Here is a 14,562-nt window from a genome sequence, read left to right as displayed (position 1 = left end):
TGCCTGTGGGCGCGGAGGCTCCTGAGGCCCGGCGACGGGACCCGCCCAGAGGTACGGTCCCGCCGCCCGCCGCGCTCACTGCGGGTCGGGCCCGGTGGTGCCGGGCCGCACGATCTGCGTCATCTCGGCGTCGGGGTTGCCGGCCGGGCTGGGTGCCGGGCGCCGGGCGGTGTCGCTGATGCGGATCAGGATGCCGATGAGCGCCCAGTTGGCGATGACGGACGAACCGCCGTACGCGAGGAAGGGCATCGTCATACCGGTCAGCGGGATGAGCCCCATCACACCGCCGGCGACGACGAACACCTGGAGGGCGAAGGCGCCGGACAGGCCCACCGCGAGCATCTTGCCGAAGGGGTCGCGGGCGGCGAGGGCGGTGCGCACACCGCGCTCGACGATCAGGCCGTAGACCAGCAGGATCGCCATGATGCCGGCCAGGCCCAGCTCCTCACCGAAGGTGGCGAGGATGAAGTCGGAGTTGGCGGCGAAGCGGATCAGCTCGGAGTGGCCCTGGCCCCATCCGGTGCCGAGGGTGCCGCCGGAGCCGAACGCCCACAGGGCCTGCTGGAGCTGGTCGGAGTGACCGACCTGGCCCTGCCGGGAGAGCGTGTACTCCTTCATCGGGTCGAGCCAAGCCTGGACACGCTGCTGCACGTGGGGCTCGAAGCTCGCGACGCCGACCGCGCCCACAGCGCTCATCAGCAGACCGAAGACGATCCAGCTCGTCCGCTCGGTGGCCACGTACAGCATGATCACGAACATGCCGAAGAAGAGCAGCGAGGTGCCGAGGTCCGTCTCGAACACCAGGATGATGATCGAGGTGAACCACACCACCAGGATCGGCCCCAGGTCGCGGCCGCGCGGCAGGTAGAGGCCCATGAAGCGGCGGCTGGCGAGCGCGAGCGCGTCCCGCTTGACCATCAGATAGCCGGCGAAGAAGACCGCGAGCACGATCTTGGCGAACTCACCGGGCTGGATGGTGAAGCTGCCGATCTTGATCCAGATCTTGGCACCGTAGGTCAGGTCGGCACCGAGGCCGGGCACCAGCGGGAGCAGCAGCAGGACGAGCGCGGCCACCATGGAGATGTATGTGTACCGCTGCAGCGTGCGGTGTTCCTTGAGGAAGATCAGCACGACGGCGAACAGGATGATGCCCAGCGCGGTGTAGACGAGCTGGTTGGTGGCCTTGCCGCCCGCCTGGCCGATGGACTGCAGCAGCTTCGACTGGTCCAGGCGCCAGATGCACACCAGGCCGAGCCCGTTGAGCAGGGTGGCCAGCGGCAGCATCAGCGGATCGGCGTACGGGGCGAACTTGCGCACCGCGAGGTGGGCGACGCCCGCCAGCAGGCCGAGGCCCAGGCCGTAGCCGAGCAGGCCCGCGGGGACCTGGTCGTTGAGGGCCAGGCCCACGTTGGCGTAGGCGAACACCGGGATGGCCACGGCGAAGATCAGCAGGGCCAGCTCGGTGTTGCGGCGGCTCGGCGCACCGATCGAGCCGATCGTGGACGTGTGGTGCGTCGGCGTGTTGGTAGTACTGCTCATCGTGTGACGGGGCCTCTCACGGCTTGCCTACTGCTTGCCGCACTGATCGGCGACCTTCTGCTCATCCTCGGAGAGGCTGGGGCCGGGCCGGGGAGTGGCGGATGCGGTCGGGGACTTCGAGGGCGACGCCTGCGACTTCGACCCGGAGGCCGAGGGGTCCGGCGAGGGGCTGGCCTTGGTGAAGGCGGTCTTGGTGGCACCGGTGGTGCCGCCGGTCGCGCCCTGGCCCGTCTTGGAGTTCTGCTGCTCCCGCTCGGCGGCGGTGCGCTCGGCCTCCTTGCGGCAGGCGGACGCCTGCACGGAGAGGGCCTGCACCTTGGAACGGGCCTGGGACAGGCCGCCCGCCACCACGATCGTGTTCTTGACCTGCTTCTGCTGGTACGCGGGCAGGTACTTGAGTTCGATCTCGGGGTGGTCCTGCTCCACCTTGGACAGCGAGACCCAGGCGAGGTCCTGGCTGATGCCCTGGTAGAGCGCGACGTGCTCGCCGTTGACCCCGACGTAGTACTGGGTCTGGGTCCAGCGCCAGCCGCCGTAGACGGCTCCGCCGATCACCGCGAGGGCCAGCGCGCTCCAGAGGGAACGCTTCAGCCAGCGGCGGCCCTTGCGGGGCTTGGTGAAGTCCTCCTTGGAGTACTCGCCGAAGCTGCCCTCGGGCGCGTATTCCTCGGTGTCACCGGCGGGCCCGCCGTGCCGTCCGCCGCCGGACTGCCTGCGGCCCTGGCGGCCGAGGTGCGAGGCGCGGCCGGCCGGGGTCTGCATGATGCCGTTGTCGTGGTTCAGGTGGTGCTGGTTCTCGGCGACGGCACCGACCACGACCGGGGTGTCGGAGAGCTGCCCGGCGAGGGTGTCGCCGGTCTCCAGGTCGAGCACGTCGGCGACGATCACCGTGATGTTGTCGGGGCCGCCACCGCGCAGCGCGAGCTGGATCAGCTCCTGCACGGTCTCCTGCGGGCCCTGGTAGCTGGCGAGCGCCTCCTCCATCGTCTGGTGGGAGACGACGCCGGAGAGTCCGTCGGAGCAGATCAGGTAGCGGTCGCCGGCGCGGACCTCGCGGATGGAGAGGTCGGGCTCGACGTGGTCGCCGCTGCCGAGGGCGCGCATCAGCAGGGCGCGCTGCGGGTGGGCGCCGGCCTCCTCCTCGGTGATCCGGCCCTCGTCGACCAGGCGCTGCACCCAGGTGTGGTCCTGGGTGATCTGGCTGAGCATGCCGTCGCGGAGCAGGTAGGCGCGCGAGTCGCCGACGTGCACGAGGCCGAGCCGCTGGCCGGTCCACAGCAGCGCGGTCAGGGTGGTCCCCATGCCTTCGAGCTGGGGGTCTTCCTCGACCATGGAGCGCAGTTGTTCGTTGGCGCGGCGCACGGCGGTGCCGAGCGAGGTGAGGATGTCGGAGCCGGGCACGTCGTCGTCGAGCGTGACCAGGGTGGAGATGACCTCGGAGGAGGCGACCTCACCGGCGGCCTGGCCGCCCATGCCGTCGGCGATGGCGAGCAGGCGCGGACCGGCGTAACCGGAGTCCTCGTTGCCCTCCCGGATCATGCCCTTGTGCGATCCGGCGGCGAAGCGCAGTGACAGGCTCATGCGCACCTCGCCAGTCGGCTCCGGGTACAGCCGGTCGTGTCGAGCCACACTGCCCACCCTCCGGTCGGGAGCGCGCCGGGGACCGGATTGCGGTCCGCCGCCGCGTGCTCGCTCCGCTCGCGCTCATTCATTGGTGTAGCACTACTTCCGCAGCTCGATGACGGTCTTGCCGATGCGGATCGCGCCGCCCAGCGGGACCGGTGTCGGGGTCGTCAGCCGGGACCGGTCCAGGTAGGTGCCGTTGGTGGAGCCGAGGTCCTCCACGATCCACTGGCCGTCGCGGTCGGGGTAGATCCTGGCATGCCGGCTGGAGGCGTAGTCGTCGTCCAGCACGATCGTGGAGTCGTGCGCGCGGCCCAGGGTGATGGTCTGGCCCTGGAGCGCCACGGTGGTCCCGGCGAGGGTGCCCTCGGTGACGACGAGCTTGCTGGGCGCGTTGCGCCGCTGGCGGCCGCCGCCGCTCTGCTGGGCCCGCTGTCCGCGCTGGCCGCGCTGGGACGGGGGCGCGGACTGCTGCCGGCCGGCGGCCTGCGGACGCTGGGCCTCGCGGCGCGCTCCGCGCTGTGTGACACGCGTACCGAACAGATCGCTGCGGATGACCTGCACGGCCACGATCACGAACAGCCACAGTACGGCCAGGAAACCCAGCCGCATGACCGTGAGGGTCAGCTCTGACATTGCCCCCGCTTCACCCTTCGGCTTGCCTATAGATAACGGTGGTGCTGCCCACGACGATCCGCGAGCCGTCGCGGAGCGTAGCGCGGGTGGTGTGCTGCCCGTCCACCACGATGCCGTTGGTGGACCCGAGGTCCTGGATCGTCGAGGGGGTCCCGGTGCGGATCTCGCAGTGCCTGCGGGAGACGCCGGGGTCGTCGATCCGTACGTCCGCCTCGGTGCTGCGGCCCATGACCAGGGTCGGGCGGGAGATCTGGTGGCGGGTGCCGTTGACCTCGATCCAGTACCGGGTCGCGGCGCCGCCCATCGGGGCGGCCGCGGGGCGCTGGGTGGCGGGCTGGGGGTAGCCGTAGCCGCCGGGCCGGGCGCCGGGGGGCGGCGCGGACGGCATCGGGGGGGCTCCGGCGGGCGGGTAGCCGTACCCGCCCTGGGGGGCCTGGGGGGCCGCGGGGCCCGGGCCGCCGGAGTGCGGGGCCTGGGGTTCCTGGCTGCTGGAGGAGGCGAGGGTGCGGCTGCGCACCCGGTACAGACCGGTGTCCAGGTCGGGGGCCTTCTCCAGGGTGACCTTGATCGGCCCCATGAAGGTGTAGCGCTGCTGCTTGGCGTAGTCGCGCACCATTCCGGCCAGTTCGTCGCCGAGCTGTCCGGAGTAGGGGCTGAGCCGCTCGTGGTCGGGCGTGCTCAGCTCCACGATGAAGTCGTTGGGCACGACGGTCCGGTCGCGGTTCCAGATCGTCGCGTTGTTGTCGCACTCCCGCTGGAGCGCGCCGGCGATCTCCACCGGCTGGACCTCGGACTTGAACACCTTGGCGAAGGTGCCGTTGACCAGACCTTCGAGACGCTGCTCGAATTTCTTCAGGACTCCCATGGGGCACCTCCTCCGTCGCTGCCGTTCTGCCGTGCCGTGCTCGGCGCGGCAGCCTCGCCGGTTCTGCTCACTGATCGTATCTACGCGCCCGGCAATCAGCCGGTTCCCCCAGCGGACCCCCTTCGAACTCCTTCGGAGGAGGATCGTAGAGGTGGCCCCGGTCCAGTGTCCCGCACCCGGCGGCCGGTCCGGTCCCCCTGTGGATGAGATGGCCGGGACCGGTACGAGGTTGATACGTGAACAGCTTTGTCCACAGCGGCGGCGGTCGCGGGATCGCCCGGGGGGCCGCCGCGCGGTGCGGGTTTCCGGGCGCGGCGGGACAGATGGCCAGGTGGGGGGCGTGCGGAAGGGATGTGATTCCACCCCGTGGGCCGTGCTAATGTTCTGCATGTCGGAAGGCGCCAGCCCGCAAGGGCCGAACCGGAAGACACACCCAATGCGCGGGTGGCGGAATAGGCAGACGCGCTGGATTCAGGTTCCAGTGCCCGAAAGGGCGTGGGGGTTCAACTCCCCCCTCGCGCACAAGTCCCAAGTGGGCGGCATCGTTTCGATGTCGCCCACTTCGGCGTTTCCAGGGCCGTGTCCCTCCGGGGCGGGCGGACACGGCCGTGTGAGTAAGGTCTCAGGTCCCGGTGTTCACCCGCCGGCCAGGATCTGGCCGATCACATGGCGGGCGTTCGCGGAGATGACCGGGTTGGTGTGCCGGTAGTACGGAAGTTGAATCACCGCCATGGACAGGGCCCAGCCGCGCCCGCGCTCCCAGGTGGCGTCGTCCACGTCGGCCCCGGCCCGGAAGACCGGGCGGGAGACGGGGGTCAGCAGGTTCCAGGCGGGGATGAGGTCGATCGCCGGGTCGCCCACGCCCGCGGTGCCGAAGTCGATGACGGCCGCCAGCCGGCCGTCGGCGCCCAGCAGGTTGCTCGGCATCAGGTCGGAGTGGGTCCAGCACGGCGCTCCCGTCCAGTGGGGTGCCTTAAGCGCCCTCTCCCAGGCGGCCGTGATCGCGTCGGCGTCGAAGGGCTCGTCGGTACGGCGCAGCGCCTCGATCGCGGAGCGGGTCTCGGTGTCGGCCGTGCTCAGCGGGCCGCCCCGGTAGGCCGGAGGGCCACCCTCCAGGCCGGCCTTGCGCAGGGCGGTGACGAAGGCCGCCAGGTCGCGGGCCACGGCCTCGGTGCCGTACTCCGCGCCCTCGACCAGGACTTCGCCCTCCAGCCACCGGTGGACGGCCCACCGCCACGGGTAGCCCTCGGCGGGCTCCCCCAGCGCGACGACCTCGGGGACCGGCACCGGCAGCAGCGGCGCCAGCCGGGGCAGCCAGCGGGCCTCGTGGTCCAGCGTCCCGGCACCGCCCTGAAGGAGCGGCAGCCGGACCGTCAGGCCGGTGCCCAGGCGGTAGATGGCGTTCACCGTGCCGCCGGACTCAAGGCGGGAGACGGGCAGGCCGGCCCACTGGGGGAACTGACCGCGCAGCAGCCGCCGGACGAGGCCGGGATCGGTGTGGGCCTCGCCCGCGTGCATCTTCCTGCTCGTGCTCATGTGGATGCGGTGGTCCTCTTCGTGTCGGGCCGGTGTCGGTGGTGCAGGGTTCTGCCGGTGCAGGGTTCTACCGGTACAGGGGGGTGGTGGCGGAGGTCACCTCGAAGGTGACCGTTTCGGCCAGTTCGCGGGCGAGGGCGCGAGCGGCGGCCGGGGTGTCCGCGCCGACCGCGAGATGGCCGGCGCGGGAGCCGGAGTCGCGGACCGGGCCGACGAGGTCGCCGGGGGCGACGGTCAGGGCGGCGCTGAGCACCGCGGGGTGCGCGGTCACCCGGTCCCAGCCGTCGATCCGCTCCAGGCGCCCCTCGGGCGGGGCGAGGAAACGGACGGCCGCGGCCCGGGTGGCCGGGGGCACCGGGGCGGCCGGCAGACCGAAGGCGTCGTCGTAGATCAGGCCGAACAGCTCCAGTCCGGGCCTGGCGTACGCCATGAGCTGATGCAGCCAGTCGCCGCCGGGGCGGGCGTGGACCTCGCCGAGGACGATTCCCGCGGCGGTGCGCCACAGTTCGACGTGGAAGACGCCCACCCGCAGACCGAGCGCGCGCAGCGCCCGGCCGACCTCCCGGCTGATCTCCTCGTACGCCCCGTCGGGCAGTTCGGCCGGGACGACGTGGCCGATCTCGACGAAGTGGGGCGGCGGGAGCTTCTCCTTGGCGGTGACGGCCAGCGTCATCGGGCCGTCGCCGAGCAGGACGCCCTCGACGCTGTACTCCTCGCCCGTGACGTACTCCTCCAGCAGGAAGGGGTCGGCTGTGGGCAGCTCGGCCAGGGCGAGGTCCAGGTCCGCCGGTCCCGTGACCTTGCGGACGCCCGTACTGCCCATCCCGGCGCGGGGTTTGACCACCCAGGGTCCCGGTGTGGTGCCGAGGAAGGCGAGGGCGTCCGCGCGGTCGGCGCAGAGCCGGACGCCCGGCTGACGCAGTCCGGCCGCGGCCAGTGCGGCCCGGCAGACGTCCTTGTCGCGGGTGCGGCGCACCGCCTCGGGGGAGTTGCCGGGCGTGCCGAACACCTCGGCGCAGGCGGCCACCGCGTCCTGGACCGGGTCGCGCAGGCCCAGTACGAGGTCGTAGCCCTCGCCCCGGGCCACGCGGTCGCGGGCCCAGGCGCGGGTGGCGGCCGGGTCGTCGGGGTCGACGGCGAAGACCTCGCCGGCCAGGGCCGTCACTTCCGCCGTGCGCGCGAGGTGGTCGGGCCGTCCGGTGAGGTCGACGCGGATGCCGCGGGAGCGGGCCTGGGCCAGGGCCGTCCCGACGATGTCCACGCTGGAGGGCAGGGGGGTGGCGCCGCCGACGAGCAGCAGGCGGGGAGCGGCGGGACGGGGGCTCATCGTGGTTCTCCTCGGGCTCAGGGGAGCAGCAGGCGCCGCAGCCAGTCGACGCGGGCCGCCTGGGCGGACCGGGAGACGATCGCGTCCGGCACCCATTCGTCGAAGCTGTGGAAGGCGCCCGACCACACGTGCAGTTCGGCCTCGCCGCCCTGCTGCCAGATGCGGGTCGCGTAGGTGACGGCCTCGTCGCGCAGCGACTCCACCGAGCCGACGTCGATGAAGGCCGGGGCGAGGCCCCGCAGGTCCGCCGCACGGGCGGGGGCGGCGTAGCGGGAGACGGCGTCGGTGCCGCGCCTCTCGCCGAGCAGGGCGTCCCAGCCGGTCAGGTTGGAGACCCGGTCCCACAGCCCGACGCGCTCCATCTGGTACGCCGACGGGGTGTCGCAGGTGTCGTCGAGCATCGGGCACTGGAGCATCTGGCCGAGCAGCCGGGGGCCGCCCCGGTCGCGGGCGAGCAGGGCCATGGCGGCGGCCAGTCCGCCGCCCGCGCTGTTCCCGCTGACCACGATGCGCTCCGGGTCCAGGCCCAGTTCCGCCGCGTGCCGGGCGGTCCACAGCAGTCCGGCGTAACAGTCCTCCACCGGTGCCGGGTCGGGGTGTTCGGGGGCCAGCCGGTACTCCACGGCGACGACGGCCATGCCGAGCGCCTCGGCGCGCGACAGCTCGCCCGCCAGCTCGGTGGTCCGGTTGTGACCGCCGACCATGCCGCCGCCGTGGGTGTTGTAGATCACCGGGTGCGGGCCGGGAGTGGCGGTGGGGCGGCAGACGAGCAGTGAGATGTCAGGGGCGCCGGCCGGGCCCGGTACGACGCGTTCGGTCACGGTGAACGCGCCGCCGCGCCGGATGTCGTCGTCGCTGAGGCGGTTGAGCCGGGCGACCTCGCGGCGGGCCGGGATGAGGTCGGGGGTGAGCGGGGTCGGCAGGGTGCGCAGGATCTCCCGCAGCGGGCCGTCGAGCTGGCGGTCGAAGGGCGGGTGCGGCACGGCGCGGGACGCCGCGGGTTCGGTGAGGGTCATCGGGTCTCCCGGGTCATGGCGGGGGCGGTCGGCGGAACAAGGGCGAACGCATCGACCTCCAGCAGGAGTTCGGGCCGGTAGAGCGCGGCGACCTGGACGACCGTGCTGGCCGGCGGGCGCTCGGTGTCGATGAACTCGTCGCGTACCGCGAGGATCGCCGGGATGTGCGCGGCGTCGGTGACGTAGTAGGTGAGCTTGATGACGTTGTCGAAACCGGCGTCCGCCGCGGCGAGCACACCGCGCATGTTGGTGAACACCTGGCGTGCCTGGGCCTCGGGGTCGCCCTCGCCGACCAGGGAGCCGTCCGGAGCGAAGGGCATCTGACCGGCCAGCGCGGCGAGTTGGCCGGGCCCGGTCACCAGGTGCGTGTAGCCGCTGCTCGGTACGACCCCGTCGGGCCGGGAGATGTGGGTGAGCGGGACGTCGGTCATGGGGTCTCTTCTCGTAGGGGTCGGGCGTTTGCCGGGTGGGAGGCGGGTACGCAGCGGTCGTCGAACCAGTCGGCGAGGTCGTGGACGAGTCCAAAGGTGTGCCGCGGGTCCTTGCCTTCGACGACGGCCGTCGCCGGGAAGAGGCGGGCGGCGGGCGCGGGGGGCGGAGGCTGGGCGGCGGTGTGCCGTACGCCGGGACGGGCCGCGATCTCCGTCAGGCCGGGCAGCGCGCAGTGCGGGCCCGGGGCGGCCAGGAAGACGTGGCCGAACGAGGTGGCGGCGGCCGGGCGGGCCGGGGCGGGGGGAAGTCCCAGTACCGCGCGGGCCCACTCCTGGTGCAGGTCGACCCCGTGCTGGAGGCGGACCATCACGTCGATGGAGCCGCCCGCGATCCGGCCGCCGCACTCGCCGAACACCCAGGTGCCGTCGGGCTGTTCGTAGACCTCCAGATGGAACACGCCGTCGTGGTGGTCCAGTGCCGCCATGGCCCGGTCCGCGAACGCCTCCGCCCGCTCGTACAGGCTCGGGTCCAGGTCCGGGTGTTCCATGAGGGAGCCGCGGGGGCCGCCGGTGTGCACGGCGAGCGGGTTCTGGAGGTACCGGCCCACGGAGACGAACCGGACACGGCCCGCCCGTACGACCCCGTCGAGGTGCAGTTCCGCGCCGTCCACCCAGGACTCGGCGAGCCAGGGGCCGGGGGTGGGCGAGTCGGCCAGGGTCTCGGCGAGCAGGGCCCGGCCGGCGTCGTCCGCCCAGGTGCGCACGCCCCGGCCGGCGGACAGGTCCAGCGGCTTCAGCACGCCGCGGGAGTGGGCGAAGCCGTGCAGGTCGGCCGGGCGGGTCACCTGCGCCGAGTCGGCGACGGGGAGACCGGCGGCCCGGACGCGGCGCTTCTGCAGGGCCTTGTCCCGCAGCAGCAGGGCCTGCCCGGGGCTCATCGGGCTGCGCGCGCCGCCCACGACGGCGGCGTTGACCAGGGAGTACTCGAACTGGCTCGTGACGACGTCGAAGCGGTCGGCGGACAGGCCCTCGCGCGCCAGGGCGGCCAGGGTGGGCTCGGTGGCGTACGGGTCACCGGCCACGAGGGTGTGTGCGTCGTCCAGCAAGGCGCCGGCGGCGGTCAGTTCGTGTGCCGCGACGACGCAGGTGACCTCGGCGCCGAGGCCGTGCAGGGCCGCGACGGCGTCGGGCCGCCAGCCGATCAGGAGCACATGCCGGTGGGCCATCTCGTCTCTCTTCCGCTCTCTTGTGCGCGCTTCAGCGGGGCGCCCTGACCCGCAGGGGGACGCTCTCCGGGCCGGCCACGTGGATCGAGCTGAGCCGCACCGCCGGGCCCGCCAGCTCCAACTCGATGCCCGAGTCCAGGAGTTCGGTGAGCAGCAGCCGTAGCTGGACGCGGGCCAGCGTGCTGCCGATGCAGAAGTGCTCCCCGGCGGCGAGCGCCAGATGGCGGTTGGGCGTGCGGCCCACGTCGAAGCGGTAGGGGTCGGTGAAGACCGTCTCGTCGCGGTTGCCGGAGGGCACCCAGACGACGACCTTGTCGCCGGCCTCGATGCGGCGGCCGCCGATCTCGACGGACCGGGTCGCGGTGCGCATGCTGTGGGTGGCGCTGGAGGTCCAGCGCAGGATCTCCTCCCCCGCCGAGGGCAGCAGCGCGCGGTCGGCCCGCAGCCGGGCCAGCTCCGCGGGGTGCTCCAGCAGGGCCAGCAGCCCGGCGGCGAGCGCCAGCCGGCCGTTCTCGGTGGCGCCCACCAGGTTCTCGCAGTTGAGGAGGATCTCCTCCTCGGTGAGCGGTTCGCCGTCGACGGTTCCGTGGGCGAGCGAGGACATCAGGTCGTCGGTGGGTTCGGCGGTGCGCCGGTCCATCAGGTCGATGAAGTAGCCCATGAAGCCGTGGTGCGCGGCGAGCGAACGGTGGGCCAGGAAGCACTCGTTGGCCCATTCGAGGAGCGACTCCTGGTCCTCGCGGGGCACCCCGATGATGCGGGCGATGGTGTACATCGAGATCCGGGCGGCCACGTCGTCGACCGCGTCGCACGAGCCGCGCTCGACCCCGAGGGCGAGCGTGTCCCGTACGGCGTCCCGCATGAAGCCCTCCAGTTCGCGGACCGCGCGGGTGTTGAACCAGTCGGCCATCAGGGCGCGCAACTGCTTGTGCCGGGGAGGGTCGGTCAGCGCGAGGGTCTGCCCGGCGCCGGGGTCCTCGCCCAGCGCCAGCGGCCGCAGCAGGACGCCTTGGGCGGAGCTGAAGGTGGCGGGGTCGCGGTAGACGGCGCGGATGTCCTCGTAGCGGGTGAGCGACCAGAAGGCGGGCAGCTCACCGGCCTCGTGCCGGTGGACGGGGGAGTGTTCGCGCATCCAGCGCCAGATGGCGTGCGGGTCGCCCGTGGCGTGCAGGGCGGGGTCGGTCAGCAGGCCGGGACGGCCGACGGGGGCGGGGCCCGCGGCCGGGCGGGGCTGGACGGGGTGCGCGGTGAGGACGGTCACGAGGCATCTCCTGTGCGGCCGGTGTGCGGGGCGTCCGGGGTGCGGAAGGTCTCCAGGAACGTGCCGACGGCGGACTCGGGCACGGCTCCGGGCTGGTACGACACCGTCAGCCGCAGGGCGCCGTCGTCCTCCGGCCACAGTTCGGCGTGGAACTCCAGCGGCAGGTCGGCGTACGGCGGGCGGACGAAGCGGGTGGTGGCGCCGGGCAGGTCGAGCGGCGCGGGAGCGTTGTCCTGGAGGGCGAACAGCGCCTGGTACAGCGGGGGGCGGTCGCCCTGCGGGCGGCGGCCGGCGGCTCGGAGCAGGTCCTGGAAGGGGACGTCCAGCGCGGCCAGCGCGTCGGTCACCGACCGGGCCGCGGCGCGCAGGGCGTCCGGCCCGTCCTCCAGCGCCGTCCCGCGCAGGCGCACCGGGACCATGGTGAGGTGGCAGCCGACGGCGTGCTGGACGAGCTGGGTGTCCCGCTGGGCCACCGGGACGCCGAGGGTGAGATCGCGCTGCCCGGTGGCTGCGGCCAGTGCCAGCGCGCACCGGCGGAGCAGCACGGTGAAGCGGGTGGTGCTGACGGTGGCCGCCTCGGCGTCCAGCCCGGCGACGGATGCGGGGGGCAGCCTCAGCTCGCGGTGCCGGACCGGGCCGGGCACCCGGGGGCCTTCGGGCCACACGAGGTCGGGCGCGTCGGCCAGTTGGCGGCGGAGTTGGTCCGGTGAGCCGTCCTGGCCGGTGAGGGAGAGTCGGCGCTGGCGCTCCGTGTGGGCCTCGGCGAGCGTGGGCACGGCGGGGGGCGGGTCGGTGGGCCGGCCGAGGGCGCGGCGGTAGCCGGCCGCCAGGTCGCGGGCGAGCACCGACTCCGACCAGCCGTCGAAGGCGATGTGGTGGACCAGGCAGCCGAGGACCGCCCGGGGGGTGCCGCCGTCGTCGACTGGGACCAGGGCGGTGCGCCAGACCTCGCCCTCGGTGGGTTCCAGGCCGTCGGAGAGCTGGGCGTCAAGGGCCTTGAAGGCGGCGTCCAGGGTGGGCTGGGGCGCCACCTCCTCCAGTTCCGGCGGGGGCAGGCCCGGCAGTACGGCGGCCGGGGCGGGGTCGACGACGTAGCGGGCGCGCAGCGCCTCGTGCCGGCCGTGTGTCCACGCGACCGCCGAGGCGAGGGCGGCCGGGTCCGTTGCTCCCTCGATCACCCAGCTCAGCCGGCACTCCCCGGTGCGGTCACCGGGGTCGGTGAGGTGGCGGGTGAGGTAGACGAGCTGGAGCGGCGTCAGCGGGACGCGCTCCGGGTCGGCGGCCGGACCGCTCCTCTCGGGCGGGGCGGCGCGCAGGACGGCCGCCAGGCCGGTGACGGTGGGCTCGCGGAACATGCGGGAGACGGGGACGGGCCGGTCCAGGCGTGCGGACAGGCGGGCGCAGACCCGGCCCGCGTCCAGGGAGGTGCCGCCCAGTTCGAAGAAGGAGGCGTCCACGGGGACCGTCCGGCGGCCGAGGACGGCCGCGAAGGTCTCGGCGACGAGCCGCTCGACCGGGTCGCCCAGGGCGTCGCCGGAGCCGGAGTCGGAGCCGGAGCCGGGCCGGGCGCCCGGCTCCGGTGCCTCCAGCGAGCCCAGCAGCGCCCGTTCGTCGAGCTTGCCGACGGCGGTGAGCGGGAACTCCGCCACACCGACCACGGTGCTCGGGCGCTGGTAGGGCACGAGAGCCTCCGCCAGGGTCTCCAGGGCGCCGGTGAGCGGGTCGCCCGGCGTGCGGGGGACACAGAACGCGATCAGGTCGCGTACGGCGCCGTGCGCGTCCCGGCGGGCGAGCACGCGGCAGGCGCGCACGGCGGGAAGCAGGTCCTCGATCTGCCGCTCGACCTCGGCCGGTTCCACCCGGTGGCCGCGGATCTTGATCTGGCGGTCGGCGCGGCCGCCGTAGCGCAGCAGGCCGTCCTCGCCCCAGGAGCCGAGGTCGCCGGTGCGGTAGATCCGGGTGGGTCCGCCGTCCAGGTCCACGGTGGGGAACGCGGCCTCGGTGAGCGCCGGGTCGCCGAGATAGCGCAGGGCCAGGCCCTGGCCGGCGAGGCAGATCTCCCCCGTCTCGCCGGGACCGCACGGCCGGTCGCCGTCGAGCACGTACACCCGGGTGCCCGGTACGGGGGTGCCCAGCGGGATGCCGTCGGCGGACGCGCAGTCGGCGCCGGTGATGCGGTGGGTGGTGGCGAAGACGGTGGATTCGACCGGCCCGTAGCCGTTCAGCAGGGTGATCGACGGATGGCGGCGCAGGAACCGGGCCACGTGGCCCGGGGACAGCCGCTCGCCGCCGGTCATCAGGGTGCGCAGGCCGGTGAAGGCGTCGGGGTTCTCGTCCACGACCATGTTGAACAGACCGGCCGTCAGCCAGACGGTGTCCGCCCCATGAGCGGCGATCGCCTGGCGCAGGGCCTGCGGTGACAGGTACGGCTCCGTCACCAGCAGGGCGGTGGCGCCGTTCAGCAGTGCGCCCCACAGCTCCAGGGAGAAGGCGTCCCACGGCATCGGGGCGGCGACAGGGACCACCGTGCCGGGCCGGATGCCGGCGAAGCCGCCGGTGCCGGGGGGCGGGAAGAGCCGGGCGGTCGCGCGGTGGGGGCTCAGGACGCCCTTGGGCCGGCCGGTCGTGCCCGAGGTGAAGAAGACGCAAGCGGGGTCGGCGGACCGCGCGGCGGCCGGGCGGAATCCGTCCGGTGCCGGGGAACTGTCGTCCGGGGGCGGGCAGAGCGGCAGCCCGGCCGGTGCCCCGGGCCCGGTGCCCACCAGTACGGGCGCGTCCAACTGGCCGAGGACGTCGCGCAGCCGGCGCTCGGGCCACGCCGGGTCGAGCAGGGCGTAGGCGGCCCCGGTCTTGAGGACCGCCAGCAGCGCGGTCACCAGGGCGGTGCCGCGGGGCAGCAGGACCGGGACCACCCGGCCGGGGCCGGCTCCGGCGGCCGCCAGCCGGGCCGCGAAGGCGTCGGCCGCCCCGTCCAGGGCCGCGTAGGTCACCGAGCCGTCCGCCCCGGTGAGCGCGAGGGCCTCCGGGTGCCGCCGGGCGACCCGCGCGAAGGTCTCGTGCAGACCCTCGTCGGGCACCGGCCACTCTGCTCCAGCTCGCATG

Annotated in this window: 11 protein-coding genes and 1 tRNA gene; 1 reads left to right on the top strand and 11 read right to left on the bottom strand. The window is 73.7% G+C overall.

From position 1 onward, the window contains the following. Positions 1-75: 75 nt before the first annotated feature. From ACZ3HQ_RS10960 to ACZ3HQ_RS10945, 4 genes are all read right to left on the bottom strand, one after another. Positions 76-1,539 (bottom strand): FtsW/RodA/SpoVE family cell cycle protein, encoded by a 1,464-nt coding sequence (locus tag ACZ3HQ_RS10960; RefSeq protein ID WP_467509525.1) that lies wholly within the window; start codon positions 1,537-1,539, stop codon positions 76-78. Positions 1,540-1,566: 27 nt separating this feature from the next. Next, entirely contained in the window at positions 1,567-3,120 is a 1,554-nt protein-coding gene (locus ACZ3HQ_RS10955; RefSeq protein ID WP_467509523.1) for a Stp1/IreP family PP2C-type Ser/Thr phosphatase, read from the bottom strand. 141 nt (positions 3,121-3,261) lie between these two features. Then, on the bottom strand, positions 3,262-3,798 hold the full coding sequence (locus ACZ3HQ_RS10950; RefSeq protein WP_467509521.1) for an FHA domain-containing protein FhaB/FipA: 537 nt from the start codon (positions 3,796-3,798) through the stop codon (positions 3,262-3,264). Positions 3,799-3,808: 10 nt separating this feature from the next. After that, positions 3,809-4,663 (bottom strand): FhaA domain-containing protein, encoded by an 855-nt coding sequence (locus ACZ3HQ_RS10945; RefSeq protein WP_164186981.1) that lies wholly within the window; start codon positions 4,661-4,663, stop codon positions 3,809-3,811. Positions 4,664-5,101: 438 nt separating this feature from the next. Here ACZ3HQ_RS10945 and ACZ3HQ_RS10940 point away from each other — a divergent pair. Beyond that, a tRNA-Leu gene (locus ACZ3HQ_RS10940) sits at positions 5,102-5,185 on the top strand. A gap of 114 nt (positions 5,186-5,299) precedes the next feature. On the opposite strand, the gene ACZ3HQ_RS10935 is transcribed toward ACZ3HQ_RS10940, so the two are convergent. The 7 genes from ACZ3HQ_RS10935 to ACZ3HQ_RS10905 all read right to left on the bottom strand — a co-directional run bounded on the left by ACZ3HQ_RS10935 (position 5,300) and on the right by ACZ3HQ_RS10905 (position 14,561). Next, a complete protein-coding gene (locus ACZ3HQ_RS10935) occupies positions 5,300-6,199 on the bottom strand; it encodes an aminoglycoside phosphotransferase family protein (RefSeq protein ID WP_467509518.1) in 900 nt (299 codons plus the stop codon). A gap of 67 nt (positions 6,200-6,266) precedes the next feature. Next, a complete protein-coding gene (locus ACZ3HQ_RS10930) occupies positions 6,267-7,526 on the bottom strand; it encodes an ATP-grasp domain-containing protein (RefSeq protein ID WP_467509517.1) in 1,260 nt (419 codons plus the stop codon). A 17-nt stretch (positions 7,527-7,543) separates the two neighbouring features. After that, entirely contained in the window at positions 7,544-8,542 is a 999-nt protein-coding gene (locus ACZ3HQ_RS10925) for an alpha/beta hydrolase (RefSeq protein WP_467509515.1), read from the bottom strand. After that, a complete protein-coding gene (locus ACZ3HQ_RS10920) occupies positions 8,539-8,973 on the bottom strand; it encodes a RidA family protein (protein ID WP_467509513.1) in 435 nt (144 codons plus the stop codon). Before ACZ3HQ_RS10920 ends, ACZ3HQ_RS10925 begins: the two co-directional genes overlap by 4 nt. Next, entirely contained in the window at positions 8,970-10,199 is a 1,230-nt protein-coding gene (locus ACZ3HQ_RS10915; protein WP_467509511.1) for an ATP-grasp domain-containing protein, read from the bottom strand. Before ACZ3HQ_RS10915 ends, ACZ3HQ_RS10920 begins: the two co-directional genes overlap by 4 nt. A 31-nt stretch (positions 10,200-10,230) precedes the next feature. Then, complete coding sequence (locus ACZ3HQ_RS10910; protein WP_467509509.1) at positions 10,231-11,460, bottom strand: cytochrome P450; 1,230 nt, start codon at positions 11,458-11,460, stop codon at positions 10,231-10,233. Beyond that, positions 11,457-14,561, bottom strand: coding sequence for an amino acid adenylation domain-containing protein (locus ACZ3HQ_RS10905; protein ID WP_467509507.1), 3,105 nt, complete (start codon positions 14,559-14,561; stop codon positions 11,457-11,459). Before ACZ3HQ_RS10905 ends, ACZ3HQ_RS10910 begins: the two co-directional genes overlap by 4 nt. Between the last annotated feature and the right edge of the window lies 1 nt (position 14,562).

The sequence above is a fragment of the Streptomyces sp. NPDC018263 genome (assembly GCF_055562575.1).
This window is presented reverse-complemented; position numbering and strand designations above follow the sequence as displayed.

Coding starts and splice junctions, on each gene's coding strand:
- ACZ3HQ_RS10915 (WP_467509511.1), bottom strand. CDS start 10,199: ATGGCCCACCGGCATGTGCTCCTGATCGGCTGGCGGCCCGACGCCGTC.
- ACZ3HQ_RS10945 (WP_164186981.1), bottom strand. CDS start 4,663: ATGGGAGTCCTGAAGAAATTCGAGCAGCGTCTCGAAGGTCTGGTCAAC.
- ACZ3HQ_RS10935 (WP_467509518.1), bottom strand. CDS start 6,199: ATGAGCACGAGCAGGAAGATGCACGCGGGCGAGGCCCACACCGATCCC.
- ACZ3HQ_RS10930 (WP_467509517.1), bottom strand. CDS start 7,526: ATGAGCCCCCGTCCCGCCGCTCCCCGCCTGCTGCTCGTCGGCGGCGCC.
- ACZ3HQ_RS10925 (WP_467509515.1), bottom strand. CDS start 8,542: ATGACCCTCACCGAACCCGCGGCGTCCCGCGCCGTGCCGCACCCGCCC.
- ACZ3HQ_RS10960 (WP_467509525.1), bottom strand. CDS start 1,539: ATGAGCAGTACTACCAACACGCCGACGCACCACACGTCCACGATCGGC.
- ACZ3HQ_RS10905 (WP_467509507.1), bottom strand. CDS start 14,561: ATGCGAGCTGGAGCAGAGTGGCCGGTGCCCGACGAGGGTCTGCACGAG.
- ACZ3HQ_RS10920 (WP_467509513.1), bottom strand. CDS start 8,973: ATGACCGACGTCCCGCTCACCCACATCTCCCGGCCCGACGGGGTCGTA.
- ACZ3HQ_RS10955 (WP_467509523.1), bottom strand. CDS start 3,120: ATGAGCCTGTCACTGCGCTTCGCCGCCGGATCGCACAAGGGCATGATC.
- ACZ3HQ_RS10950 (WP_467509521.1), bottom strand. CDS start 3,798: ATGTCAGAGCTGACCCTCACGGTCATGCGGCTGGGTTTCCTGGCCGTA.